Annotated in this window: 18 protein-coding genes and 1 pseudogene; 8 read left to right on the top strand and 11 right to left on the bottom strand. The window is 73.9% G+C overall.

What is annotated here, in order from left to right; all coding sequences use genetic code 11:
- Position 1: 1 nt before the first annotated feature.
- Positions 2–436: pseudogene (locus WA762_RS35745) on the top strand (Tn3 family transposase); the annotation flags it as partial.
- Between the two features lie 126 nt (positions 437–562).
- Here WA762_RS35745 and WA762_RS23765 read toward each other — a convergent pair.
- On the bottom strand, positions 563–1,465 hold the full coding sequence (locus WA762_RS23765) for an aminoglycoside phosphotransferase family protein (RefSeq protein WP_335938185.1): 903 nt from the start codon (positions 1,463–1,465) through the stop codon (positions 563–565).
- Between the two features lie 55 nt (positions 1,466–1,520).
- On the bottom strand, positions 1,521–2,261 hold the full coding sequence (locus WA762_RS23760; protein WP_335938184.1) for a class I SAM-dependent methyltransferase: 741 nt from the start codon (positions 2,259–2,261) through the stop codon (positions 1,521–1,523).
- 247 nt (positions 2,262–2,508) lie between these two features.
- Here WA762_RS23760 and WA762_RS23755 point away from each other — a divergent pair, with 247 nt between their 5' ends.
- The 3 genes from WA762_RS23755 (at position 2,509) to WA762_RS23745 (ending at position 8,485) form a co-directional block, all read left to right on the top strand.
- A complete protein-coding gene (locus tag WA762_RS23755; protein WP_335938183.1) occupies positions 2,509–3,180 on the top strand; it encodes a recombinase family protein in 672 nt (223 codons plus the stop codon).
- Between the two features lie 216 nt (positions 3,181–3,396).
- A complete protein-coding gene (locus WA762_RS23750; protein ID WP_335938182.1) occupies positions 3,397–7,488 on the top strand; it encodes a serine protease in 4,092 nt (1,363 codons plus the stop codon).
- Positions 7,489–7,531: 43 nt separating this feature from the next.
- Positions 7,532–8,485, top strand: coding sequence for a bifunctional riboflavin kinase/FAD synthetase (locus WA762_RS23745; RefSeq protein WP_335938181.1), 954 nt, complete (start codon positions 7,532–7,534; stop codon positions 8,483–8,485).
- 280 nt (positions 8,486–8,765) lie between these two features.
- Here WA762_RS23745 and WA762_RS23740 read toward each other — a convergent pair whose 3' ends face one another.
- The 8 genes from WA762_RS23740 to eccE all read right to left on the bottom strand — a co-directional run bounded on the left by WA762_RS23740 (position 8,766) and on the right by eccE (position 20,689).
- Positions 8,766–9,794, bottom strand: a complete 1,029-nt coding sequence (locus WA762_RS23740; RefSeq protein WP_335938180.1) for an ABC transporter ATP-binding protein — start codon at positions 9,792–9,794, stop codon at positions 8,766–8,768.
- On the bottom strand, positions 9,791–10,825 hold the full coding sequence (locus tag WA762_RS23735) for an ABC transporter ATP-binding protein (RefSeq protein ID WP_335938179.1): 1,035 nt from the start codon (positions 10,823–10,825) through the stop codon (positions 9,791–9,793). The genes WA762_RS23740 and WA762_RS23735 overlap by 4 nt, the downstream gene beginning before the upstream one ends.
- Positions 10,822–11,757 (bottom strand): ABC transporter permease, encoded by a 936-nt coding sequence (locus tag WA762_RS23730; RefSeq protein WP_335938178.1) that lies wholly within the window; start codon positions 11,755–11,757, stop codon positions 10,822–10,824. The genes WA762_RS23735 and WA762_RS23730 overlap by 4 nt, the downstream gene beginning before the upstream one ends.
- Positions 11,754–12,836 carry an ABC transporter permease gene (locus WA762_RS23725; RefSeq protein ID WP_335938176.1) on the bottom strand — a complete coding sequence of 361 codons (1,083 nt, stop codon included), beginning with the start codon at positions 12,834–12,836 and terminating at the stop codon, positions 11,754–11,756. The genes WA762_RS23730 and WA762_RS23725 overlap by 4 nt, the downstream gene beginning before the upstream one ends.
- 105 nt (positions 12,837–12,941) lie before the next feature.
- Entirely contained in the window at positions 12,942–14,828 is a 1,887-nt protein-coding gene (locus WA762_RS23720; RefSeq protein ID WP_335938174.1) for an ABC transporter substrate-binding protein, read from the bottom strand.
- Positions 14,829–15,046: 218 nt separating this feature from the next.
- Positions 15,047–18,088: an SCO5717 family growth-regulating ATPase gene (locus WA762_RS23715; protein WP_335938172.1), complete on the bottom strand. Its 3,042-nt coding sequence runs from the start codon at positions 18,086–18,088 to the stop codon at positions 15,047–15,049.
- A 550-nt stretch (positions 18,089–18,638) separates the two neighbouring features.
- Positions 18,639–19,361, bottom strand: coding sequence for a hypothetical protein (locus WA762_RS23710; RefSeq protein ID WP_335938170.1), 723 nt, complete (start codon positions 19,359–19,361; stop codon positions 18,639–18,641).
- Entirely contained in the window at positions 19,361–20,689 is a 1,329-nt protein-coding gene (gene eccE, locus WA762_RS23705; RefSeq protein ID WP_335938169.1) for a type VII secretion protein EccE, read from the bottom strand. Before eccE ends, WA762_RS23710 begins: the two co-directional genes overlap by 1 nt.
- A 224-nt stretch (positions 20,690–20,913) precedes the next feature.
- Between eccE and eccB the strand changes: the two genes are divergently transcribed.
- The 4 genes from eccB (at position 20,914) to WA762_RS23685 (ending at position 24,730) form a co-directional block, all read left to right on the top strand.
- The gene (gene eccB, locus WA762_RS23700) at positions 20,914–22,455 is read left to right on the top strand and encodes a type VII secretion protein EccB (protein WP_335938167.1); all 1,542 of its coding nucleotides are present in this window, start codon (positions 20,914–20,916) and stop codon (positions 22,453–22,455) included.
- 47 nt (positions 22,456–22,502) lie between these two features.
- A complete protein-coding gene (gene mycP, locus WA762_RS23695) occupies positions 22,503–23,735 on the top strand; it encodes a type VII secretion-associated serine protease mycosin (protein ID WP_335938166.1) in 1,233 nt (410 codons plus the stop codon).
- Positions 23,736–24,020: 285 nt separating this feature from the next.
- Complete coding sequence (locus WA762_RS23690) at positions 24,021–24,374, top strand: hypothetical protein (protein ID WP_335938165.1); 354 nt, start codon at positions 24,021–24,023, stop codon at positions 24,372–24,374.
- Positions 24,375–24,424: 50 nt separating this feature from the next.
- The gene (locus tag WA762_RS23685; RefSeq protein ID WP_335938163.1) at positions 24,425–24,730 is read left to right on the top strand and encodes a WXG100 family type VII secretion target; all 306 of its coding nucleotides are present in this window, start codon (positions 24,425–24,427) and stop codon (positions 24,728–24,730) included.
- Positions 24,731–24,872: 142 nt separating this feature from the next.
- Here the strand turns inward: WA762_RS23685 and WA762_RS23680 are convergent, their stop codons facing one another.
- Positions 24,873–25,106: a DUF397 domain-containing protein gene (locus WA762_RS23680; protein ID WP_335938161.1), complete on the bottom strand. Its 234-nt coding sequence runs from the start codon at positions 25,104–25,106 to the stop codon at positions 24,873–24,875.
- Positions 25,107–25,315: the final 209 nt, after the last annotated feature.

The following is a 25,315-nucleotide window of genomic DNA, read 5'->3' as shown; positions in this document are numbered from 1 at the left end:
AGGCCGGATCGACAAGACCATGCACCTGCTCACCCTGGTCGACCCGGTCGACGACACCTACCGGCGGCTGATGAACCGGCAGCTCACCGTCCAGGAGTCCCGCCACCGCCTCGCCCGCGCGATCTGCCACGGAGGCCGGGGCCAGATCCGCCAGGCGTACCGCGACGGGCAGGAGGACCAGTTGGCCAGTCTGGGACTCGTCCTCAACGCCGTGGTCCTGTGGAACACCCGCTACCTCGACGCCGCCGTCGCCCAGCTCCGCGCCGAAGGCCACGACATCAAGGACGAGGACGTCGCCCGGCTCTCCCCGCTCAAGGACCGGCATATCAACTTCCTGGGCCGCTACCTGTTCAACATCAAGGCAAGCGGCCCCGGCCAGGGCCTGCGTCCCTTTCGGGACCCGGACGCTATCAAGGACGACGAGGACGAGGACTGATCGCGCGCACCCGACCCGTTGGGCGGTTCGTCTGTTCGTCTCCACGGGGAAGGCATCGTGAGCGACGCGAGAGCGACGTCGCGGCAGTTCCGGCAGCGAGTATCTATGAGGATCGTCGCTGCCTGTCTACATCAAACCGCCTCTCAGAACACGATCGAGTGCTGCCCGGCCTGCGGGTCCCCATGTCGGCTTGCCGCCAGGAAGGCCCTGGTCTCCGTTCTGGCCCATCAGCATGAGAAACAGGCTCTTCAGGGCGGCCAGCCCGCGGGCCCGCCGGATCGTCCCCTCGTCTGCCTGCGCGTATGCGTCGAAGAAGCGTGAGGTGGCGCCTGCGGGAAGGATGACCCATGCGGCGGCGAGGTCCCACGCCGGATCACCGGCGAACATGGCATCGAAGTCGATCACGCCTGAGAGCGTCCCGTCCGAGACGACGACGTTCGCAGGATGCAGGTCGCCGTGCACCCACAGCGGCGGGCCCTCCCACTCGGGCGCCGCGACGGCGTCGTCCCAGACGGCCCGGACCTCGTCGGCGAGGTCGTCGGGGACGACGGCATGGAAGAAGTGGTCGAAGCCGTCCGTGCACTTCTTTGGGTGGTCGCCGCGGTCCTCACTGATTGGCGCGTCTTCGGGCGCCTCCACGTGGAGCGCGGTGAGGAAGGCCGCCAATGTGTCGGCCGCGTGGTCGCCGCGGCTGATGGAGGTGCAGTCCAGTGGCTCGCCGGGAACCCACGTCATGATGGTCCAGGGCTTCGGGAAGCGCGCGGACGGTTCGCCGATCCGTACGGGGTTGGGGACCGGGAGCGGCAGGCGCGGGGCCAGGACGGGCAGCCACCGGCACTCCTTGCGCAGGAGGTCCGGGGCACCTTCTGTACGCGGCATGCGCACGGCCAACCCGTCCCCAAGGCGCCACATTTGGTTGCCCCACCCGCCCACCACCTCGCGGATGGCCAGCCCCGCGAGGTCAGGATGCTGCTCCCGCAGCAGGTCACGGACCAGGTCCGCGGTGATCTCGATCTCGACGTCGCTCATGCGACGCCACAGTACCGGCGCGCCGGTACAGGATCCGCTGGTGATCCGCGACCGGTCAGCCGCCCGAAGTGGTGGCCGACGGCGGCACCTCGACGACGAAGAACAGGAAGTTGGGACTGGTCGAAAGGCCCTGGAAGCTGTCTGGGAACAGCTCACGGGCGGCCGGGTCGGGCTGCGGCTCGCTGAGGACGCAAAGACGGAAGCCGGCGGTGGTGAAGGCATCGGTCATCGCGTGCAACGGCCTGCGCCAGAACTCCATCGGGACGGACTGTCCGTTGAGTGTCCAGTCGAAGGTGTAGCTGGTGGTCGCGTGGCAGTCGGGCCGGGGATCCCGGTGCGCGTAGGCCACGAAGGGGTGGCCCACCGACGCGATCAGCCGGCCGCCGGGCCGCAGCACCCGCCGGAACTCGGCCAGCGTCGGCCCCCAGTCCTCCAGGTAGTGCAGGACCAGTGACGCGACCGCGTCGTCGAACACCCCGTCATCGAACGGCAGCGGGTCGCGCAGGTCGACCACGTGCAGGGCCACGTCGTCGCCGAGTCGCCGCCTCGCCAGCGCTAGCATCCCGGCACTGGAGTCGATGCCGGTGACGACGGCGCCGCGCTCGCGCAGCGCGGCGGACAGCGGGCCCGAGCCGCAGCCGGCGTCCAGTATCCGACGGCCGGTCACGTCCCCTGCGAGGGCCAGCATCGCCGGCCGCTCGTAGTAAGCGTTCACGAGGCTGTTGTCGGACTCCGCGGAGAACATCTCGGCGAAGCTGTCGTAGTCGTTGGCCTGGTTCCGATCCGCGGACTTCATCGTCGCAGCTTAGTAGTCACATGATCCGCCGGGCAGGCCCCACACCCAACAGCCACTCAACCTTCGCCGCGCGAGATCACACGCGTCCGGCCGCCGCCTGACCGCCCCTCGCTCCTTCAAAAAACCTTCGTTTTCTGAAGATCACTCTGCGGGACCGCCAGGAGCCCACAGAGCCTTTAAAAACCCCTTCAAAAACCTGGGCCGTTCAACAACCTCAGACCACCCTTTTCTGACATGATCCGGGGCCATGAGTGACCTCCCGGAGCCGTCCGGCTATCCCGAACTCCTCGTCGCCGAGCCGCTCGTCCGCACAGAGATCAAGATCGGGTACGCGCGGGTGTCGAGCGGCGGGCAGAAGCTCGACCGTCAGATCGACGCCCTCACCACCGCCGGATGCCGGAAGATCTTCGCGGACAAGAAGTCCGGCAAGACCGCGTTCCGCCCGGAGCTGAAAGCGTGCCACGCCTTCCTCGACGCCGGCGACACCCTCGTGGTCCCCTCGCTCGACCGCTACGGCCGCAGCCTCCAGGACCTCATCAACATGGTCGCCGAACTCCGCGACCGGGGCATCGGCTTCACCTCGCTGCACGAGAACCTCGACACCACCACCCCCGGCGGACGGCTCGTCTTCCACGTCTTCGCCGCCCTCGCCGAGTTCATCCGCGAACTCATCGTGCAAGGCACCCGCGAGGGCCTGGCCGCCGCCCGCGCCCGCGGCCGGGTCGGCGGACGCCCCACCGTCGCCACGGAGGAAGTCATCAAGGCCGCCCGCGACCTGCTGCCCGACCCTGACCGCTCCATCACCTCGATCGCGAAGCTCCTCGGCGTCTCCCCGGGCACCCTCTACAACCACATCCCCGACCTGCGCGAACTGCGCGCCGGCGCCGTCCCCCGGCAGCTCGAAGCTCGTACGAGGTAGGCAAACCCCAGCAAGATCGTTCTCACCGGGATTTCCTGTACGCCAACTACTCACACCCGGATGCATCGCTGTTCGCGGACGACCAACCCGTTCCGTCCACCGGGCGCACCGGATTCACCCCGACGAGCGGGCGCGCGGGGTGAACCGGGGGTGTCCCGGGGGCGCTTTCGTCCCGAGTGGCCCGCGCCCCGATCGCCGCCGACCTAACGTCGGGGCATGGGAAGCGGGGACCGGACAGCGCTGGTACGGATCTGTGATCCGGCCGGCCGGCCGCGGGGGACCGGCTTCGTCGCCGACGACCGGGGCACGGTGGTGACCGGCCACGAGGTGGTCGACGGTCACTCCCGGCTGGTCCTGCACGGCGCGGACGGCCGGACCCGCGGCGTCGGCGCCGGGGACGTCACCGCGCTGCCCGAACGCGGCCTCGCCCTGCTGCGCACCGGGGGGCTCCCCGCGCTGGGCGCGGAGCCCGTCCCGATCGCGGCCCGGGGCCGGATCGCCCCCGGCGCCTGTGTGACGATCGCCGCCCACGGCCGACGCGAGGCGCGGATCCTCGGCGTCTGCCCGGTGACGTACGCGGCGCACGGACGCCTCCACCGGATCGAGGGCGCGCTGGAGCTGGCGCTGGGCACGGGCGGCGCGGACGCGCTGCGGCTCGGCGGCGCGGCGGCGGGCGGGCCGGTCGTCGACCCGGACAGCGGGGCGGTCATCGCCGTGCTGGGCACCGCTCTGCGGGCGGGGCACCCCGCCGCGGCCCTCGCGGTGCCGCTCGGCGGGGCGGGCGCCGACGGCCCGCTCGGCGAGCTGCTGCGGCGCAACGCCACGGCTGTGCCCGGGTACGGCCGCGATCTGAACCTCGCGGGGGTGCTGCAGCTGACGGCGACCTCGCTGGACGCGGCGGGCGGGCCCGTCGCCTGTCCCGATCCGGTGGAACGCCCGCGGATCACGGCGGAGTTCGCCCACTTCACGTTCCCCGCCGGGCCGCCCTCCGCGACCCCGGACGGCCCCGCCGTGGTCCTGGGGCTGGCCGGGCCGCCGGGCTCCGGCCGCACCACCGAACTGGCCGCCCTCGCCGCCCGCCGGGCGCGCGGGACGGTCCCGGCGCCCACGGTCTGGCTGCGCGGCGCCGATCTGCTGGCCGACGACGCCTCGCTCGCCGACGCGATGGCCCGGGTGCTGGGCCGGGCCGGGCGGATCGTGTCCGCCGCCGGTGCGCGGGGCGACATGGCGACGGCCGTCCCCGACCGGGTGGCACGGCTGGCCTCGGGGAACGGGAACCCGCTGCTGGTCCTGCTGGACGGGCCCGAGGAGATGCCTCCCGCCCTGGCCCACGACCTGGCCCGGTGGGCCGGGAACACGGCGGAATGGCTGCGGGCGCACGACGTACGGCTGGTGATCGCCTGCACGCCCGAGCACTGGGAGACGGCCAGCGCGCTCTTCCCGCCAGGCGCCCTGCACCGTCCCGCCGGAGCGCACGGGCGGCCGCCGTACGCGGTACGGCTCGGCGACCTCACCGCGGACCAGGCGGCCCGCGCCCGGGAACGCTACGCCGTCCCGGCGGACGCGCTGGCCCCCGGCCACGACCGGCACCCGCTCACCCTGCGCCTCATGGCGGAGGTGCGCGCGGCGCTGCCGCCGGACGCCGGGGGGCGGCCCGGCACGGACGACGTCTTCGGCGCCCATCTGGACCTGACGTGCCTGCGGGTCGCGGCCCGGGTCGCGACCCTGACGGACCCGGTTCCCGGGGGCGCCGCGCTCCGCCGCCTGGCGGCCCGGGCGGCCGGCCGGGTCCACGAGGCGGCACGGCGCTGCCTGGGCCCCGGACAGGGCGGGCTGGACCGGGCGGCGTTCGAGGAGATCTTCCCGTGGCGCACCGGCTGGGCGTCGGCGGTCCTCACCGAGGGCCTGATCGTCCCGGCGGGCGCGGGCTACCGCTTCGCCCACGAGGAGCTGGGGGACTGGGTGCAGGGCGTCCACCTGGACCTGGACACGGCCCTGCACGCACTGGTCCACCGGCCATGCGCCGAACCGGGCACCGCGCGGGAGCGCGCGGCCGTGCCGGGGACGGAAGCGGGGCCGGGAGCGGAAGCGAGGGTGGGGAAGGGAACGAAGACGGGGACGGAAGCGGGAGCGGCGGAGGCCGTCCGGGGGAGGGCTGGGCCCGGGAGGTCCCGGATTCCCCGGCCGGGGCGGGAGCGCAACCGGCGCGACGCCGGCCCCGCGGCCTGTGGGCGGGACGCGGCGCCGCAGGCGTCCGGGCGGTCCGGGGCGTCCCCCGCGACGCCGGTCGCCTCGGCGGCCGGGCCGCTGCCCGGTTCGCCCGGTGCGGCGGAGGAGGCGTCGACCGGCGTTCCGGAGGCGACGCGCGCCGAGACGCTCGCGGGGACGCGGGCGGGAACGCACGCGGGGACGGAGATGAGACCGGGGACGAGGACGGGGACGGAGACGAGCCCGGGGACGAGCCCGGGGACGGGGACGGGGACGAGCCCGGGGACGGGGACGGGGACGGAGACGAGCCCGGATACGCGGCCCGGCGCGGTCGCGGCCGGTCCGGCGCCCCGGCCCCGGGGGCTGCCCGTGCCGCGCCACCGGGCCGGCCCGGTCGTCCAGGCCCTGCTGCTCCTGGAACGTCGGCACGGCCCCGCCGCACTGGCGCGGCGGCTGACCGGCCTCGTCGAGGCCCTGGACCGGTCGGCGGGCGGCCCGGCGACCGCGGCGGTGGACGCGGCCCGCCACGACGCCCGTTGGTGGGCCGCCCATCTGCTCTCCCGCACCCTGCTCGGGGTGTCCGACGCCCGGCCTTGCCTCGGGGTGCTGCGGCCGCTCGCCGGTCTCGTCGTCCGGCACGCCGCCCCGGGCGGGCCCGGCCCGTACCCGGCGTTCGGCCCGTGCTTCTGGCTGCGGCTGCGGCTGCCCGAAGCGGACCGGATCGACCTGCTGCGCCGCCTGGTCCCCGCCGACGCACACCGCGGGTCCGGTTCGTCCGGCGGCAGCGACGACGGCGGCGAGGGCGGGGAGAGCGGCGGGCGCTACCTCGACGCCGTGGCACGCCGCCTCGTCGCCCGCCCCCGGACCGTGCAGCCGCTGCTCTGCGCCTGGTTCGCCGACGAGCGCCCGTCGGCCGCCGGGGAGACCGGCGCCCCGTGCCCGACCGCGGCCGCCGCCGGGGCGCTGCTCCACACCCATCGGGGTCTCGCCGTCGACGACCTGATTGAGGCCCTGGCGGCGACCGCCCACCCCCGGGCCGCGGAGCTGCTCGCCCGGCTGGCCGAGGACGAGCCGTCCGCGTTGTGCCGGGCCGTCGACCGCTGGGCCCGCGACGAGGACCGCCCCGGGCGCCGCGCCGCCGCGACCGCGTACGCCCTGCCGACGGCCGCGCACGCCACCCTGGAGGAGGACCGGGCGCTGCTGCGCGGGGCCGCGGAGGCCCTGCTGGCGCGGCCCGACGACACCGCCTCGCACGGGCCCGCGCTCGCCCTCCTCGTCCAGGACCCGCTGACCCGGGACCGCCGCCTGCCGCAGGCGCTGCGGGCCTTCCTCGCGGACGAGCCGCCCCTCCCCGTGGAGGTCCTCGTCGCCGCCCTGCCCACCCACCCGGAACAGGTCCTGGCCGCGCTCCGGGAACGCCTCGCCCGGCCCGGCGAGGAGGCGGGGGAGACGCTGCGGGCGCTCGCCGGGGCCGACGCCCCCGCGCTGGCCCTGCACGCCGCCGGACTCGTGCGGACGTACCTCGACAGCCACCCCGACGACACCGTGCACGCGGCCGCCTACGTCGACCGGCGGCTGGAACACGGACCGGCCGCCCGCGCCCTGCTGCCGCCCCTGATGGCCGGGCTGCTGCGGCGGCGGCCCGTGCCCCCGGCGGTGCGCGGCTCCCTCGCCGGGGTGCTCGCCGCACCCGGCAGCCCCGCGTCCGGTCCGCTCAGGGGCGAGCTGCTGGAGACCCTGCTCGGCTTCGAGCAGGACGCCGGGCGCGACCCGGCCGTGCCCGAAGCCCTGCTGCGCGCCGCCGCCGCCTTCGCGGACGAGCGCGCCCCGGTCCGCACCCGCGCCCTCGTCCACCGCGCCGCAACGCTGCTGGCCCGGACCCCCGGGGGCCCGGCCCGGCTGGACGTTCTGCTGGCCGCGCTGGCCCGTGAGACACCCCGGTTCGCGGCCCTGGTCGCCGGGTGGCGGGCGGACGCTCCACGGGAGTGGGCGGCGCTCATCGGCCCCGGGACAGGACGGGCGCCGACCGGGTCCGAGGACCCCAAGCAGATGCCGATGCGGGGCGCAGGGCGTGAGCATGGCAGTCTTAGACCTGCGTAACAGGCAATCTCACGTACACGGGTTCGGGCGAGGAGCGGTCACAGTGCAGCGCTGGCGTGGCTTGGAGGACATCCCCGAGGACTGGGGACGCAGCGTCGTCACCATCGGCTCCTACGACGGGGTGCACCGCGGGCACCAGCTGATCATCGGGCGCGCCGTGGAGCGGGCGCGCGAGCTGGGCGTGCCCTCGGTCGTCGTCACCTTCGACCCGCACCCCAGCGAGGTCGTGCGCCCCGGCAGCCATCCTCCGCTGCTGGCCCCGCACCACCGGCGCGCCGAGCTGATGGCCGCGCTCGGGGTGGACGCGGTGCTGGTCCTGCCGTTCACCACCGAGTTCTCGAAGCTGGCCCCGGCCGACTTCATCGTGAAGGTGCTCGTCGACAAGCTGCACGCCCGTCTGGTCATCGAGGGCCCCAACTTCCGCTTCGGCCACAAGGCGGCCGGCGATGTGGCGCTGCTCACCGAGTTCGGCGCGACCTACGACTACGGCGTCGAGGTCATCGACCTGTACGTGAGCGGGGCAGCGGGCGACGGCGAGCCGTTCTCCTCCACGCTCACCCGGCGCCTGATCGCCCGGGGCGACGTCGCGGGGGCCGCCGAGATCCTGGGCCGCCCGCACCGGGTCGAGGGCATCGTGGTCCGCGGCGCGCAGCGGGGCCGCGACCTCGGCTTCCCCACGGCCAACCTGGAGACCCTGCCGCACACCGCGATTCCCGCCGACGGCGTCTACGCGGGCTGGCTCGACGTGGACGGCGAGGCGATGCCCGCCGCGATCTCCGTCGGCACCAACCCGCAGTTCGACGGCACGGAGCGGACGGTGGAGGCGTACGCGATCGACCGTGTCGGCCTCGACCTGTACGGGCTGCACGTCTCGGTGGACTTCCTCGCCTATGTGCGCGGGATGCGGAAGTTCGACTCGGTCGACGAGCTGCTCGTGGCGATGGCCGACGACGTGAAGCAGTGCCGGGAGCTGATCGCCGCCCACGAGCGCGGCTGAGCCCCTCGGCGCCCGGCCGCGCCCGGGAAGCCCCGGGAGGCTCCGGGCGCACCTCGGCCGCGTACGGCCCGGGCGCCCACGGTCCCGGCCGCGTACGGACAGGGACCGGGCCGTCGGAACGTTCCCGGCCCCCAGGCCCCCGGTCCCCAGGCCCCCAGCCTCCGACACCGGGCCTCCGGCCCCGGGCTCCCAGCCTCCGGCCCCTGGCTTCCGGCCTCCGGCCTCCGGCCCTGAGCCTCCGGGACCGTCGTCGGGCCCCCGCCCGGCCCCCGTCGTCGGGTCAGGTCCCTGCCTGCCGCCTCGCGGCGGCCCCGCCGGTCGCGTTCGCCCAGTGGCAGGCCACCTGCGTGTGCCCGCCGCCCGCGAGGACCGGCAGGTCCTCCGTACGGCACGCCTCCGCGACCCCCGCCCGTTCCGCCTCGCCGGAGGCCAGCACCTGGCAGCGGGCGTGGAAGCGGCAGCCCGACGGCACCCGGGACGGGTCCGGCGGCTCGCCGGTCAGCACCACCGGTTCGGTCCCGGACTCGGGCAGCACCGACAGCAGCGCCCGGGTGTAGGGATGCCGGGGAGCGGTGAGGATCTGCTCCACGTCGCCCGTCTCCACGATCCGCCCCAGGTACATCACCGCGACCCGGTCCGCGATGTTCCACGCCAGCCCGAGGTCGTGCGTGACCACCAGGGCGGACAGGCCCAGCTCGTCCCGCAGCCGCAGCAGCAGGGCCAGGATCTCGCCGCGCACCGAGGCGTCCAGCGAGGCCACCGGCTCGTCGGCCACGATGAGCTCCGGCTCCAGGACCAGCGCGCCCGCGATCACGACCCGCTGGCGCTGACCGCCGGACAGCTCGTGCGGATAGCGCAGGAAGAACCGCTCGGGAGGCCGCAGCCCCGCCCGGGACAGCGCCCCGGCGACGGCCGCCCGTTCGTCGCCCGCGTACCCGTGGATGCGCAGGCCCTCGGCGACGGCGTCGTACACCGTGTGCCTCGGGTTGAGCGAGCCGCTCGGGTCCTGGAGCACCAGCTGCACCCGCTTGCGGTACGCCTTCAGCGCCCGGCTCGTGTAGTCGAGCGGCCGCCCGCCGAAGGTCACCCGGCCGGACGTCGGGGGCACCAGGCCCAGCAGCGAACGCGCCAGCGTCGTCTTGCCGCAGCCCGACTCCCCGACCAGCGCGACGATCTCGCCGGGGCGGATGTCCAGGTCGACGCCGTCCACGGCGCGCGCCGTGGCGGCCCCGCGACGGCCGGGGAAGGTGACCTTCAGCTCCTGGGCGCTGAGCAGCGCCGTGGTGGTGGTCGCCGTGGTGGTGGTCATGCTGTGCTCCTCGTCTCCTCGGCGTCCGTGCGCGCCGTCGCCCGCGCCCCGGCGTCCACCAGCGCGCAGGCGGCCCGCCGCCCCGGTCCCGACTCCCGCAGCCGCTGGTCCTCGGTGGCGCAGGAGTCCAGCGCGACGGGACAGCGCGGGTGGAAGGTGCAGCCGCCCGGCAGCGCCGACGGGTCCGGCGGATCGCCGGGCAGCCCTCGGGGCGCGAACCGGGAGGCCGGGTCGCCGATGCGCGGAAAGGCGCCGGACAGGGCCCTGCCGTACGGATGGTGCGCGTCGCGGTGGACCTCGGACGCCGGGCCCTCCTCCACGACCCGGCCCGCGTACATCACCGCGAGCCGGTCGCAGGTGTCCGAGAGCACCGCCAGGTCATGGCTGATCATGATCAGACCGAGGTCCTGCTCGGACACCAGCCGCTCGATCAGCCGCAGGATCTGGGCCTGGATCATCACGTCCAGAGCCGTGGTCGGCTCGTCCGCGACGACCAGGTCCGGGTCGCAGGCGAGCGCCATCGCGATCATCACGCGCTGCCGCTGGCCGCCCGACAGCTCGTGCGGGTACGCGTCCGCGCGGGCGGCCGGCAGACCCACCTGCTCCAGGAGCTCACCGGCCCGCTTCGCGGCGGCCGCCCGGGTCGCCCCGCCGTGCAGCAGGATCGGCTCCGCGATCTGGTCCCCGACGCGGTGCACCGCGTTCAGCGAGTGCATCGCGCCCTGGAACACGATCGACGCCCCGGCCCAGCGCACCGCCCGCACCCGGCCCCACTTCATGGTGAGGACGTCCTCGCCGTTCAGCAGGATCTCGCCGGTGACCTCGGTCCCGGCGGGCAGCAGGCGCAGCAGCGCGAGCGCCAGCGTCGACTTCCCGCAGCCGGACTCGCCGGCGATGCCGAGCTTCTGCCCGGCCGCGACGGTGAGGTCCACCCCGCGGACGGCCCGCGCCCCGCCGGGATAGGTGACGGTGAGGTTGCGGACGTCCAGGAGCGGCGCCCCGTGGTCGACCGTGGCACTCGGCGTACTCAACGGGACACCCCCAGCTTGGGATTGAGCACGGACTCGACGGCGCGTCCGCACAGGGTGAAGGCGAGGGCCACCACGGCGACGGCGATGCCGGGCGGGGCCAGGTACCACCAGTGGCCCGCGCTCACCGCGCCCGCCTCGCGGGCGTCCTGGAGCATGCCGCCCCAGGAGGTGATCGTCGGGTCGCTCAGGCCGAGGAAGGCCAGGGTGGCCTCGGTGAGGATGGCGTTGGAGATGACCAGCGTGGTCTGCGCGAGCACCAGCGGCATCACGTTCGGCAGCACGTGCCGGAGCATGATGTGCCCGTGGCCGCCGCCGAGCGCCCGGGCCCGTTCGATGTACGGGCGGGACTCCACGGCCAGGGTCTGGGCGCGCACCAGCCGGGCCGTGGTCGGCCAGGTGGTGACGCCGATCGCGATGATGACCGTCCACATCGAGCGGTCCATCACGGTGGCGAGCGCGATGGCCAGGACCAGGGTCGGCATCACCAGGAACCAGTCGGTGACCCGCATCAGGACCGTGGTGTACCAGCCCTTGAAGTGCCCCGCGACGATGCCGACGAGCGTGCCGATGGCGACGCACAGGAACGCCGCCAGCAGACCGACCGTCAGCGAGACCCGCGCCCCCCACACCAGCAGCGCCAGCACACTGCGCCCGAACTGATCGGTACCCAGCGGGAATTCGCCGCTCGGGGACTCCAGGGCGCTGCCGCTCGCGTCGGTGACGCTCTGCGAGCCGGCCCCGACGATCTGCGGCGCGAACACCGCGATCAGCGCGATCACGACCAGCGCGCCCAGCCCCCACAGGCCTCCCCGGTGGGTGCGGTACGCGCGCCAGAACCGGGCGGCGGACTGTCGCATGCGCGCTCTGGCCAGCGCGCGCGGGTTCCCCGCGGCGGGGCTCTCGGCGGGCGTGGGCATGGTGTCGGTCGTCATCGGCCCACCCGGGGATCGAGCAGCGGATACAGCACGTCGGCCAGGGTGTTCGCCAGGATCACCGCGGTGGCGAAGACGAAGAACAGCGCCTGGACGAGAGGGAGGTCGGGCACGCTGAGTGCCTGGTAGAAAAGACCGCCGAGACCCGGCCAGGAGAACACCGTCTCGACCAGGATCTGTCCGGCGACCACGTGCCCCAGGTTCACGAACATCAGGGCGAAGGTCGGCAGCATGGCGTTGGGCACGGCGTGCCTGCGGCGCACGTCGTCGTCCCGCAGCCCCTTCGCGCGGGCCGTCGTCAGATAGTCGCCGCCCATCTCGTCCAGCAGCGAGGAGCGCATCACCAGAAGCGTCTGCGCGTAGCCGACCGCGACCAGGGTGATCACCGGCAGGACCAGGTGGTGGGCCACGTCGAGGAGGTGGCCGAACCCGCTCCCGCCGCCCGACTCCATGCCGCCGGTCGGGAACATCCCGGGGATCGGCCCGATGCCGACCGAGAAGACGATGATCAGGAGCAGTCCCAGCCAGAACGACGGAACCGAGTAGAGGGTGAGCGCGAACGCGGTGTTGAAGCGGTCGCCGCGGGAACCGTTGCGCCAGGCGCTGCGGGTGCCCAGCCAGATGCCGAGCGCCGTGTAGAGGACGTACGCCGTGCCGGTGAGCAGCAGCGTCGCCGGAAGCGCCTCGGTGATCTTGTCGACGACGGGTGCGTGGAACTGGAAGGAGGTGCCGAAGTCGCCCGTCAGCGCGTCGCCGACATAGTCGGTGAACTGCTTCCAGAGCGGCTGGTCGAGCCCGAACTGGTGCCGGAGCGACTGGAGCTGTTCGGCGGAGACCGGACGGCCGCCGGTCATCTGCTTGACCGGGTCGCTGGGCAGCAGCCGGAAGAGGAAGAAGCTGGTGACGAGGACGGCGAAGAGCGAGACGATCGCGCCCGCGATCCTGGCCGCGACGTACTGGAGGTAGGCCCTGAGATTGCGCGCCCGTGGGCCGCGGGCCGCCGACGGGCCGGCCGGGGCCGGGCCTTCGGTGTCCGCGTCCGCGACCTGCACGAGCGCCGGAGTGCTGTCAGCTGTCATGGGGAACTCTCGTTACTCGTGCCGCACCGGGACCGGGCCGGCGGCGGGGCGGGCCGGCGGGCGGCCGCCGGGACCGCCCGCCGCGCCTCGCGACCGTCCGGGTGATTACTCGCGGTCGTCCGCCGTGGTGCGCCGCCGCTTCGCGAGCAGCAGACCGCCGCCGGCGAGCACCACGACCACCGCGGCGACACCGATCACGACGCCGGTGGAGCCGGAACCGGAGCCGGAACCGCCCGCCCCCGACGCGCCGTCGCCGTCCGCCGGAACGGCCGACCACCAACTCCAGTACCCGTCCTGGCCGTAGATGTTGCCGGCCGCCTCGGGCATGGTGGTGATCGACTTGATCTGGTCGGTGCGGTACGCCTCGACCGCGTTCGGGTACGCGATGACGTTTATGTACCCGGAGTCGTAGAGCCAGGACTCCATCTGCTTGACGAGGTCCGCGCGCTTGGCCGGGTCGTACTCGGCGAGCTGCTTCCTGTAGAGCTCGTCATACGTCTTGTCGCAGATGAAGTTGTCGGTGGTGGCGCTGTCCTTGGCCTTCAGGGGCAGCGCCGCACAGGTGTGGATGCCGAGGACGAAGTCCGGGTCCGGGTTGACGGACCAGCCGTCGAAGGCGAGGTCGTACTCACCGGCGTACCAGGGCACCGAGACGTCGTCGCGGCAGTCGACCTTGAGACCGATGCCGAGCTTGCCCCACCACTCCTTGAGGTACTTGCCGATCGCCTTGTCGTTCGGGTCCGTGGCGTGGCACAGGATGCGCAGGTCGAGCGGCTTGCCGTCCTTGCCGACGCGCTTGTCGCCCTTGAGGGGGTAGCCCGCCTCGTCGAGCAGCTTCGCGGCCCTGGCCGGGTCGTGGGCCAGGCTCTGCTCGGCCGAGGGCTGCCAGAAGTAGTCCGAGAAGCGCGGCGGGATGTAGCCCTGGCCCTCGACGGCGTGGCCCTGGAAGACCTTGTCGACGATGGTCTTGCGGTCGATGGCGAGGAAGAGCGCCTGGCGGACCTTCTGGTCGAGCAGGGCCTTGTCGCCGTCGCCGAACTTCTCCCGGTCCCTGGTCTGCGCGCCGGGGTTGACGGCCAGCGCGAAGAAACGGCGACCGGGGCCCTCGTTGACCTTGATGTTCTTCTCGCCCTTGAGGGACGCGGCCTGAGCGGGCGTCAGGGCGGGGGAGCCGGCGACGAAGGAGACCTCGCCCTTGCGCAGCGCCGCGACCGCCGCGTCCTGGTCCTTGTACGTCTTGAAGACCAGCTCGTCGAACTTCGGCTTCCCGCGCCAGTAGTCCTTGTTGGCCTTGAGCTTCACATACTGGTCGACCTTGTAGTCGGTCAGGATGAACGGCCCGTTGCCGACGACCGGGAAGGCCGTGTCGTTGTTGAACTTGGAGAAGTCGCCGACCTTCTCCCAGACGTGCTTCGGGACGATCGGCACGTCGAGCGCGGCCATGGTGGCCTGCGGCTCCTTCAGCTCCACGACCAGCTGGGTGGGGCTGGGCGCCGTCACCTTCCTGAAGTTGGTGACGAAGCTGCCGTTGGCCTGCGCGGCGCCGTCGTCGGTCATCATCTTGTTGAACGTCCACGCCGCGTCCTCGGCGGTGACCGGCTGCCCGTCCGACCACTTGGAGCCGGAACGGATGGTGTACGTCCAGGTCAGCTTGTCCGCGGAGGGCTCCCACTTGGTGGCGAGAGCGGGGATCGGGTGGTTGTCCTTGACGTCGTAGTTCGTCAGGAAGTCGTACATGAGCCGGCTGACGCTGGTGCTGAGCAGCTTCTGCGCCAGGAACGGGCTCAGGGAGTCGACGCTCTGCGCGACGGCGACGGTCAGCGTCGACGAGCCGCTCTCGGCGGCCTGCGCCTGTTGCGGCGCGACGCCGAGCGGCGCGCCCGGGACGACGACGGAAGCGGCGGCCAGTGCCAGTGCGGCGGCGCCGGAGGCCAGCAGCACGCGCCGACGGGGGCGCGGCCGGTTGGGGCGTAGTGGAACTCTTTCGACCATGGTCAGGGACCTCGCGTCTGCACTCGCACGGGGAAGGCGGGTTGAGCTCTGCTGCGCCGAGGGTTACGGGACGGCCCTCAGCCGGTGAAGCGAAGGTTTATCAGCGGTGGTCGAGCCGCGTCAACGGTCGTCGAAATGCCGTGTGGTCTGCGGGAATACGAGGAGGACCCGCACCGTGGCGACGATGCGGGTCCTCATTGGTTCAGACCTCTGCTGCCTTACTGCTGAGGCGCTGACGGCGGCTGCTGGCCGCCCGGGGGCGGCACGGGGGTCTGGGCCGGCGGGGCCCCCTGACCCGGCTGACCAGGCTGGTTCGGCTGACCGGGGGCGCCCGGCGCGCCGGGCTGCTGGTGGGCCTGCGGGGGCGGCCCGGCCGGACTCGCCGGAGACTGCGCCTGGGACGGCGGCGACTGCTGCCAGCCGTACTGCTGCGCCCCGGGCCCCGGGTACGGGGGATACGGCTGCTGGGGCTGCTGACCGCCGTACGGCGGCATGGGCTGCTGCTGCGGGTACGGCTGTTGCTGCTGGGACTGGTGCGGCGGCTGGGGCTGCTGCTGGGGCGGATACTGCTGCGCGCCGGGCATCGGCGGGGCGTACTGCGGCGGGGGCGTGGAGCCGCTCGCCGTCCAGAGCCCCTGCTGCTGCTGGGCGCGGGTGAAGTCCTCCGCGACCATCGCGGAGAGCGTGAAGTACGCGTCGCGGGTCTTGGGGCGCATCATGTCGAGGTCGACCTCCGCGCCGGCCGCGAGGTGCTCGTCGAACGGCACGACGACGACGCCGCGGCAGCGGGTCTCGAAGTGCTGCACGATGTCCTCGACCTTGATCATTTTGCCGGTCTCGCGGACCCCCGAGATGACGGTGATGGAGCGCTGGACGAGCTCCGCGTACCCGTGCGCCGACAGCCAGTCCAGCGTGGTGGACGCGCTGGACGCGCCGTCCACCGACGGCGTCGAGATGATGATCAGCTGGTCCGCGAGGTCCAGCACTCCGCGCATCGCGCTGTAGAGCAGGCCGGTGCCCGAGTCGGTGAGGATGATCGGGTACTGCCGGCCCAGCACGTCGATCGCGCGCCGGTAGTCCTCGTCGTTGAACGTCGTGGAGACCGCCGGGTCCACGTCGTTGGCGATGATCTCCAGGCCGGAGGGCGCCTGCGAGGTGAAGCGGCGGATGTCCATGTACGAGTTGAGGTACGGGATCGCCTGGACCAGGTCGCGGATGGTGGCCCCGGTCTCCCGGCGCACCCGGCGGCCGAGGGTGCCCGCGTCCGGATTGGCGTCGATGGCGAGGATCTTGTCCTGCCGCTCGGTCGCCAGGGTCGCGCCGAGGGCGGTGGTCGTCGTGGTCTTGCCGACGCCGCCCTTGAGGCTGATGACCGCGATCCGGTAGCAGGACAGCACCGGGGTGCGGATGAGTTCGAGCTTGCGCTGCCGCTCGGCCTCCTCCTTCTTGCCGCCCAGCCGGAACCGGGACACGGCCGACGGCGCGCGGCTGCTCTTCGCCTTCTGCTTGCCCCGGACCAGCCGGTCCGAGGAGAGCTCCACGGCCGCCGTGTACCCGAGCGGGGCGCCGGGCACGGAACGCTCGCGCTGGTCGTGGGTGATCGGGGACGGCCAGGCGGCGCCCGTGCGCGGGTCGACGGGGCCGCCCTGGGACTGCTCCTGCCCGGGCGGCATCGGCGGCTGCGGCTGCGGCTGCGATTGCTGTGCGGACGGGGGCTGCTGGGGCTGCTGTGCCGACTGGGGTTGCTGGGGCTGCTGTGCGGACGGGGGTTGCTGGGGCTGCCGCGTCGGCTGAGGCTGGGCGGGCTGGTGCGGAACGGCCTGCGGGGGCAGCGGGACGCCCTGCTGCCCGGGCCACGGCGACGGCTGGGAGGCCTGCGGCGGCAGCGATGCCTGCGGAGGCTGAGCAGCCTGGGGTCCATGGGGCGCCTGCGGAGGCTGGGCGGCCTGCGACGCCTCGGGCGGCAGCGCCTGGGGCACCTGCGGCTGCTGCGGGAAGCCGTATCCGCCCTGAGCGGGGGGCTGCTGCGGGAAGCCGTACCCGCCCTGCGCGGGGGGCTGCTGACCGGGCGACGGGTACGCCGGGGGAGCGGACTGCTGCGGGAACCCGTAGCCGGCCTGGGGCGACTGCGGGCCGCCGGCCTGCGGGAAGCCGTATCCGCCGGGGCCCTGCGCGGCCGGGCCCGAAGCAGGCCACTGCGGGGCCGGCTGCGGCGCGGCGGGCGGGGCGGCGGCGGGCTGGAAGGCGGGCGGCAGCGGCGGCAGACCGCCCTGGGGGGCCGCCGGGGACCATCCGCCCGGTGCGCCGGGCGCGGCCGCGGCGTCCTGGGATGCGACGGGCGGGGCGTCCTCGGGCACCGCGTCCTGGACGGCGTCCGCGTTCGCGGCGGCGGCCGGCACCTCGGCGACGCCGCCGGTCGCGGCCTCCCCGGCGCCGTCGCTCGCGTCCCCGGCCGCCGGTACGCCATCGGCGGCAGCGGCACCGACGGCCGCAGCGGCGGCAGCAGTGGCGTCGGGGGAGGCCGTCACGGCGTCGACCGGTTCTTCGGCGGGCGCGTCCGAGGTCCGCGCGGAGTCCGCGAGGAAACCGGAAGCCCCGGTACCGTCCGTCCCGGCGGCGTCCGACGGGGAACCGGCGACCGCGTCGCCCGAGCCCGAGCCGTCGGCGGCGACCGCGTCAGGGGCCGGTCCCGAACCGTCCCCGTCCTCGCTCCCGTCCCCGCTCCCGTCCGCGCCCGTCGACGCCTCCCGGCGCTCGGCGATCTCCCGCTTCAGCGCGGCGGGCGAGAACCGCATGGTCGCGCCGCTCTCCACGTCACCGCCGCCGAACGGGCCCGCCGCGCCGTCCCGGCCGGCCGCGGCCGGGGCCGCCCCGTCGCCCGTGCCGTTCCCCGCCGCAGCGTTCCCCGCCGCGGCGGCGGACGGGTCGTCACCCATCGCGGAAGGAGCCGGTCCGGTTCCCTGCGCCGGGTCCGGTACGGGCGGAACCGGGCCCGGTACGGGCGGCGTCGGGGCCCAGCCGCGCTCGAAACCGCTGCCCGCCGGCGGCGGAGGCACCGACAGCGGCGCCCCGGTGGGCGGCGGGGGCGCCAGATGCGCACCGGCGCCGCCCGACGAATCCCCCGTCGAGTTCTGCGTGTACCAGGCGGGCGGGGTGTAATCGATGGTGAACTCACCCGTCATCTCGGCGGGTTCCGCGTCGGACGACTCGTCGACGGGCTTGTCCCAGCCCCCGCGGATCTCGCCGCGATCGCCGTTCACTTTGCCTCCTGGTGTGGTCGAGCACCCTTGTGCCTTGATGGGTGGGGGCGACCGTTTCTGACCTGCCGAGCGCCCGGCTCTCCCCCCGGGGCGCGCATCGCCTGCCCGCAGGTTCGTCTGCCGCGCCCGCACCCACCCTAATCGTCATGGGGGGCGCTCCGGCAGGCCGTACGGCACCGCAAGAGCTGTCCCGTACGTCACGAACGCACGCACAAGCAGACCGGGAACAGCGCAAAGTGAAGAGCGAAGCCGCCAAAACCGCACAACTGCTGACGGAACGACGAACTTTCCGTACCCGCCGGTCCGTTCGGAGGTCCTCCGCGCCGAACGAGCCAGGGGCGCGCGGCACGCGCCTGGCACGGGCCCTGGTACAGGCCTTCGCGCGGCCCCCGCACGGGCCTTCGCGCGGCTCCGGTACGGGCCTTCGCACGGCTCCGGTACGGGCCTTTCGCGCGAGGCCGACGGTCCGGGCGGCGGAGAGGCCGCGGCGCGCGCCGGCGCGCGGCCAGGCCCCGCCAGTCCGCCGGCCCCGCCAGTCCGTCCGGCCCCGTCAGTCCATCCGGCGCGCGCCGCCGAGCAGTCCGGTCTCCGCGTCCGTCGCCTGCGTCATGACGAACTGCCGGTCGCCGCCCGCGCACCAGAGGGTGACCCCGTCCGCCAGGGTGGACAGCGCCTGCGTCTCGGCGGCCGGGAGGTGCAGGATCCGCCCGATCCGGGCGGCCTCGTCGGGCGACACCCGCTGCACGCCGACCAGGGCCGACTTCTCCATCAGCCGCGGGGCCACCGGGCTCAGATACGGCAGCAGCGTCAGCACCGACTGCCACGGCGCGGACACCACCCGCCCGCGCGGCGGGCGCATGCCGCAGTCCCGGACCACGACCACCGGCGACCCCGCCGAGGGCCCCTGCGGCGGCACCCGTCCGACATCGTGCAGGGTCACGCACGGCTGGCCGCCGCCCGCCGCGTGCGCCAGCCCCGTCCACGCCGGTGCGCGCCCCGTCTCCACGACGATCCGCGCGCCCGTCGCCGCGGCCCGCAGCGCCAGCACCTGCGCCGTCCACAGCCCGCCGATCAGCGTCACGTCGTACGGCGTCGGCCGGTTGACGCCGAGCACGGCGGGACGGCCCTGCGCGTCCACCCCGATCACCATGCCGTCGTCCCCGACCGGCAGGGCCAGCGACGCCAACTGATCGACGGTGACCGACTGCCGTTCGCGGCGCGGACCGATCAGACCGAAACCGAGCCGGGCGCGACCACCCGTGAGCGTGGACATCAGCGGGTACCTCCGAGCGGCAGTGTGGCGAGCACCCCGGGCAGCTGCTCGCGGTCGAGCCGGACCAGCGAGGTCCTGACGCCGCGCGCGGCGCGTTCCAACTCATGGCGCGCGCCCAGCAGTTCCTCGTCGCTGCGCCCGGTGATCCGGATGTGCCCGGCGACCGACACGCCCTGCCGCTCGCCGCGCCCCAGCGTCAGGCTGAACGTCGTGGCCAGCGCCGGCATGGAGGTGAGCAGGGCGACCAGCTGCGGCATCGACGCACCGCCCGCGCCGAACTGCGGCCAGCGGGCCACCCAGTACGTGGTGTGCCACCGGTCGTCGCACCGCCAGGTCCGGGAGGTCTCCTCGGTGCGCCGCGCCGGCGTCCCGTTCCGGCCCGCCTGCGCCATGGCCGAGGCGCTGGCGCACACCGACGTCGCGAGCGCGGAGGTCAGCTCCTGCTCGGTCAGCACGGTGGCGCGGAAACCGGCCCCGGCCAGCCTGCTGGACAACTGGTCGGCCGCGCGCACCACGCACTTCTGCGCCCCGGTCACCCCGCCGCCGCGCGCCCGCACGGCCTCCGGGCAGAGCTCCGGGTCCAGCTTCAGCGCGATCCAGGTGATCCGCACGGCGGGCGACCCCGTCTGGGCCTGCAGCGGCGTGTAGTTGCGGACCGCGACGGACTGCGGCGGCAGATGCGGGGCGGACGCCGGCTGGGTGTGCTGCACGATCTGCGCCGACTCCAGCCGGATGCCGTCCACCTCGAGCACGTCCCGGACCAGCTCCAGCGGCAGCGGGCGCGCGGACCGGTCCCGCTGGAGCGCCGAGACGTCCGACTCCACCTGGAGGACGGCGGTGACGAACGTGCCGTCGCCGATCATGCCCACCGGCCGCCGGTCGCGGTCGCTGAAGGAGTACGTGCGCAACGCCGGATCGCACTCCACGACCGGCGCCAGCCCCGGCTCGGCGCCCGCGGGCGGGGCCAGCGAGGCGGCCCGCCGCGAACGCGCCCGCAGGGCGAGGACGGTGCCCAGCCACTCCGGCAGCGAACGGCGGTGTCTGCGCACCACGGCCAGCGGGATCAGCAGCGCGGCCACCGCGGCGGCCGGCACCAGCAGCAGCGGCTCGATCACCCACGCGGTGAGCAGCACCGCCGCCGCGATCTCCAGCAGTACGAACTGTTGCAATCGGAATGAACCGAACTGTCCCGCAGGCCCGTTGACCCGGGCGGCGGCCGATTCGCGGGAGCGTCGCGCGGGGCCGCGGGGGGCCGGCGGCTCACCGGCCGGGGGAGCGGCGGCGTGTGTGTTCCCGGCCGGACGCGCCGGTGCAGCGGAAGCCGTCATTCCGGCATTCCCCCCGTTCATCAGTCCCCAACTCCACCCGTATTCCGCCTGTCCCGCGCGGGTCCTCGGCGGCTGGATCACCCTACCCGCCCCACCGCGACCGGCGGCCAGCAGGCATAGTAGGGGGCCGGTCCGGCACCGAGGTCCGGCATCGCGGGCCCGGCACGGGGGTTGGGGATGCGACCGCGGGCGCCGCGTGGGGAGACACGGGAGAAAAGCGACTCATGGCATCACGGCGGGACGAGCTGAACGCGTACACCTTCGCGAAGAAGCGCACGGTGGCGGCTTTCCTCCAACCTTCGGCCCACGGGTCCGACGAGGGCGCGCCCCGGCCGCTGCGCGCGGTCCTGCCGAGCGTGGTCGTCGGCGCGCTGGTCGTCGCGGGTTTCGGCGCCTTCGGCATGTTCAAGCCCGCCGCGCCCAAGGACTGGGACAAGCCCGGCGCCAAGGTGATCGTCGGCAAGAAGTCCACCACCCGCTACGTCGTCCTCACGACCGGCAAGGGCAAGCAGAAGAAGACCCTGCTGCACCCGGTGCTCAACCTGGCCTCGGCCCGGCTGCTCCTCAACCCGCAGGACTACGACGTCATCCAGGTCGCGGACGAGGTCCTGGACGCGGGCAAGCCCCCGCGCGGCCCCATCCTCGGCATCCCGTACGCCCCCGACCGGCTGCCCGAGGCCAAGGACGCCGGGACCGCCAAGCGGTGGGCGGTGTGCGTCCAGCCCGGCGGCAAGGGCAACTCGGTGCAGAAGGCCACCTTCGTCCTCGGCGCGCGCGACAACGACCGGACCGAGGGGCGCGACAGGCTCCGCGGCGGCCAGGTGCTGTACGTCCAGGGCCAGGACGCGGCCCGTTACCTCGTCGACGCGAGCGGCACCAAGTACCGCATCGACGAGACCGCCGCCGACAAGGGGCACCTGACCAACGCCCTGGTCGGCAGCCGCCGGCCGCAGCCCGTGACCGACGACTGGCTGGCCACCCTGCACGAGGGCAGCCCGATCGTCTTCCCCCGGATCCCCGGCGAGGTCGGCGCCCCGGCCCATGTCGAGGGGCAGCTGTCCGACGAGGAGAACAAGGTCGGCATGGTGCTCAGGACCAAGACCGGCGAGGGCACCCGCCACTACGTCGTCCTCGACGGAAAGGTGCAGCCCGTCTCGGAGTTCACCGCCTGGCTGCTGATCAACTCCCCGCAGACGGCCGGGCTCGACCTGGAGAGCGAGGCCCGCCCCGTCGGCCTGCAGACCTTCGTGCCGGACGCCGCCGCCTTCGCCGGGCAGGCCGCGCACTGGCCCGCCCGCAAGGCCGTCCAGGTCAACTCCGCCGACGGCGGCCGCGACACCGTCTGCAACGTGCTGCGCGAGGTCGACGCCTCCGGCCGCACGACCCTGAGCACCTGGGCCGGCACGTCCTACCCGGCCACCATCGGCGCCGGCGGCACCAGCACCTACGTCACCCCCGGCAGCGGCCTGCTCTACACCCAGGTGCAGGGCCGCCAGACCCGGCCCGACGGTTCGCTGTTCCTCGTCACCGACACCGGTCTGCGGTACGCGGTCCAGTCGAACGGCGACAGCGACGCCCGGCGTTCCGAGATCGGCGCCGGCGGCGAGCAGAAGCAGTCGGACGGCCGCCCCGAGCCCAGCCAGGCGCAGAGCAGGCTCGGCTACGAGAAGGTGACGCCCGTGCTGGTGCCGATCGCCTGGTCGGACTTCCTGTCCAAGGGGCCCCGCCTCGACACCAACAGCGCGCGCCAGCCCCAGGGTTCATGACGGACCGCGCACCGCACGCACCGAGCAGCCCGGGGGAGAGGGAAGAGATGTCGTACCGCAGGACGGCGCCGACGGCCGCGCTGGCCGTCGCACTGACCGCCGCGTCACTGACCGCCACGGCCGCGCCCGCGGCGTACGCGGAGGGCGTCGAGGGCCCCGGCGGCATGGGGATAGACGGCGGCGGCGAATGCACCTTCCCCATGAAGCGGCAGTACGAGGGCCGCCCCTGGTCCCTGCAGCGCGTCCTGCTGGACGAACTGTGGCAGGACACCAAGGGGAAGGGCATACGCGTCGCCGTCATCGACACCGGCGTGGACAAGGCCAACCCGCAGCTCGGGCCCGCCGTCGACGCCTCCGCGGGCGCCGACCTGCTCAAGGGCGGCAAGAGCGACGGCACGGTCGACGAGGTGGGCCACGGCACCAAGGTCGCCGGGATCATCGCCGCCCGCCCCCGCAAGGGCACCGGATTCGTCGGGCTCGCCCCCGAGGCCACCATCATCCCGATCCGCCAGAACGACGAGAAGAACAGCGGCAAGGACACCACCATGGCCACCGCGATCGACCACGCGATCGCCAAGAAGGCCGACGTCATCAACATCTCCCAGGACACCACGAAACCCCTCGCGGAGGACTCCGCGCTGGGCAGGGCGGTGGCCAGGGCGCTCGCCGCCGACATCGTCGTGGTCGCCTCCGCGGGCAACGACGGCATGGACGGGAAGCTGCGACGCACCTACCCCGCGGCGTTCCCCGGGGTCCTCGCCGTCGCCTCCTCCGACCGCAACAACGAACGCGCCCCGTTCTCCCAGTCCGGCGACTTCGTCGGGGTCGCCGCACCGGGCGTCGACATCGTCTCCACGGTCCCCGGCAACGGCCAGTGCACCGACAACGGCACCAGCTTCTCCGCCCCCTACGTCGCCGGGGTCGCCGCCCTGATGCGCGCCAAGTACCCCACGTGGACGGCCGCCCAGGTCGTCGCCCGGATCGAGCAGACCGCCGAGCGCTCCGTCACCGGACACGACCCCTTCGTCGGCTGGGGCGTGGTCGACCCGGTGCGCGCCCTGTCCGGCGACGCCGCCCCGCAGGACGCCCCCCACCCCGACCCGGCGCCGCCCAGGGCCCCGGCGCCCGAGCCCGCGCACTTCTCCCTGGCGGAGACCCCGCGCGAACGCGACGAGCGGTACGCCACCTACGCCCTGGCCCTGGCGGCGGTGCTGGTCAGCGTGATCGCCGGGACCGCCACCGTCGTACGGGACGTCCGCCGCAGGCGCGCCCCGCGGTGACCGCCGACGGTGGCGTCCCGCGGTCGCGGCCCCGCCCGGCGGGGCGGCGGCCCTTCCCCGGAACCCCGGTTGGGGAGAGCGGACGAATTGACTAGGGTAGGACCGGACTTCACGTGTGTGACGGGGGAACGAGAAGTGGCCGAGTCCGATTTCGGAGCGCGGAAAAGCCGACGGTGCGCCGCCCGGCCCCGCGCTCTCCCCACTCCTTTGCCGGAGCACACGGGGACAGGAAGGGCCCGCCGCGATCCGCGGACGGGCCAGGGAACTGAGAGATAGGACCTCCGGATGACCAACCCCGCAGGTGGTTTCGGACTTGCCGACGATCCCATCACCCAGGCGAAGAACAAGATCGTCGAAACGGGTCGGGCCGTGTCCCGGCAGTCGCGTGAGCTGGCCGACATCCTCGCCACGGTGGGCGCCGGGTGGACCGGTGTGGGCGCCTCGGGATTCACCTCCGCACAGCTGATGATCAATGAGGACCACGACCAGATCCGTCGTCTCCTCAACGTCCTGCACAACGCGGTGGAGAGCACCAAGAACCTCAGCAACGCCAACGACGAGGAGGTCCGCGCGGCCTTCAACCGGGTCAAGGAGGGCGCGCCCGCCGCCGGCAACACCTCCGGCCTGAACGGCGTCTGAGCCGCCGCGCACCCCACTTCCACACACGTCGAGCACCGAGGAGAAGAACCATGGGCCATGACCCGAACACCAAGGTCAGGTACGAGAGCGTCCAGGAGATCGCGAACCGCGTCCGCACGGTCTCGCAGAACATCGTCAACGACCTGACGGAGATGGACGCCGCGCTCAAGGTCGTCACCGACACCTGGGACGGCGAGGCGCACAGCGAGTACGTCGCCCTGCAGAGGAAGTACAAGTCCCGGGCGGAGCACATGAGGGACCGCCTGGCGGAGGTGGCGAAGATCATCGAGTCCGGCAAGGACAGCTACCGCGCCACCGACCTCCGCGCCTCCCGCGGCTTCACCGAGGCTTTCTGACGCATCGTCACTCAGCCTTTCCCGGGGACGGCGGAGGGGCGCGACCGGACCCCGGTCGCGCCCCTCCGTCCGTCGGGCCGACACCCGTCCGGCACCGGCCCGGCGGGCCCGTGCCGGACGGCCGCGCCCCTCGCCGCGCCGCCTACTCGAGGTCGAACTCGCCGTCCCGCGCACCCAGGACGAAGGCCCGCCACTCGGCCTCCGTGTACCGCAGCACGGTGTCGGGGTCCAGCGACGACCGCATCGCCACCGCGCCGCCCGGCAGGTGCGCGATCTCGACGCGCTCCTCGGCCTCCTCGGTGCCGGGCGCACTCAGCCATTCCACGCCCGAGATGTCGAGTGCGTACAGCTCGTCCTTTTCCTGCTGAGTACCCATCAGCTGCCTTTCCTCTTCACGACGGAACGTGTTCTTCGCCCCGCGCAGACTATCCCCCGCCAGGACGGCCTGAGGCCTGCGATGGACAGCCTCGGCGGGCGAGTGCTAAGCCGTGTCGCCGGCCCGTCGTCCGCCGCCCGATGCGCGGGGTGGGGGGGGGGGGCCCCCCCCCCCCCCCCCCCCCCCCCCCCCCCCCGCCCCCGCCCGCC

This window comes from Streptomyces tyrfis (genome assembly GCF_037034285.1).
In the GTDB taxonomy this organism is placed as follows: Bacteria; Actinomycetota; Actinomycetes; order Streptomycetales; family Streptomycetaceae; genus Streptomyces.
This window is presented reverse-complemented; position numbering and strand designations above follow the sequence as displayed.

Excerpts from the sequence above, each read along its gene's own strand:
- WA762_RS23710 (WP_335938170.1), bottom strand. The coding sequence starts at position 19,361 with ATGTCCACGCTCACGGGTGGTCGCGCCCGGCTCGGTTTCGGTCTGATC.
- WA762_RS23740 (WP_335938180.1), bottom strand. The coding sequence starts at position 9,794 with ATGACCACCACCACGGCGACCACCACCACGGCGCTGCTCAGCGCCCAG.
- eccE (WP_335938169.1), bottom strand. The coding sequence starts at position 20,689 with ATGACGGCTTCCGCTGCACCGGCGCGTCCGGCCGGGAACACACACGCC.
- WA762_RS23685 (WP_335938163.1), top strand. The coding sequence starts at position 24,425 with ATGGGCCATGACCCGAACACCAAGGTCAGGTACGAGAGCGTCCAGGAG.
- WA762_RS23765 (WP_335938185.1), bottom strand. The coding sequence starts at position 1,465 with ATGAGCGACGTCGAGATCGAGATCACCGCGGACCTGGTCCGTGACCTG.
- mycP (WP_335938166.1), top strand. The coding sequence starts at position 22,503 with ATGTCGTACCGCAGGACGGCGCCGACGGCCGCGCTGGCCGTCGCACTG.
- WA762_RS23725 (WP_335938176.1), bottom strand. The coding sequence starts at position 12,836 with ATGACAGCTGACAGCACTCCGGCGCTCGTGCAGGTCGCGGACGCGGAC.
- WA762_RS23750 (WP_335938182.1), top strand. The coding sequence starts at position 3,397 with ATGGGAAGCGGGGACCGGACAGCGCTGGTACGGATCTGTGATCCGGCC.
- WA762_RS23690 (WP_335938165.1), top strand. The coding sequence starts at position 24,021 with ATGACCAACCCCGCAGGTGGTTTCGGACTTGCCGACGATCCCATCACC.
- WA762_RS23720 (WP_335938174.1), bottom strand. The coding sequence starts at position 14,828 with ATGGTCGAAAGAGTTCCACTACGCCCCAACCGGCCGCGCCCCCGTCGG.
- WA762_RS23760 (WP_335938184.1), bottom strand. The coding sequence starts at position 2,261 with ATGAAGTCCGCGGATCGGAACCAGGCCAACGACTACGACAGCTTCGCC.
- WA762_RS23730 (WP_335938178.1), bottom strand. The coding sequence starts at position 11,757 with ATGACGACCGACACCATGCCCACGCCCGCCGAGAGCCCCGCCGCGGGG.
- eccB (WP_335938167.1), top strand. The coding sequence starts at position 20,914 with ATGGCATCACGGCGGGACGAGCTGAACGCGTACACCTTCGCGAAGAAG.
- WA762_RS23680 (WP_335938161.1), bottom strand. The coding sequence starts at position 25,106 with ATGGGTACTCAGCAGGAAAAGGACGAGCTGTACGCACTCGACATCTCG.
- WA762_RS23755 (WP_335938183.1), top strand. The coding sequence starts at position 2,509 with ATGAGTGACCTCCCGGAGCCGTCCGGCTATCCCGAACTCCTCGTCGCC.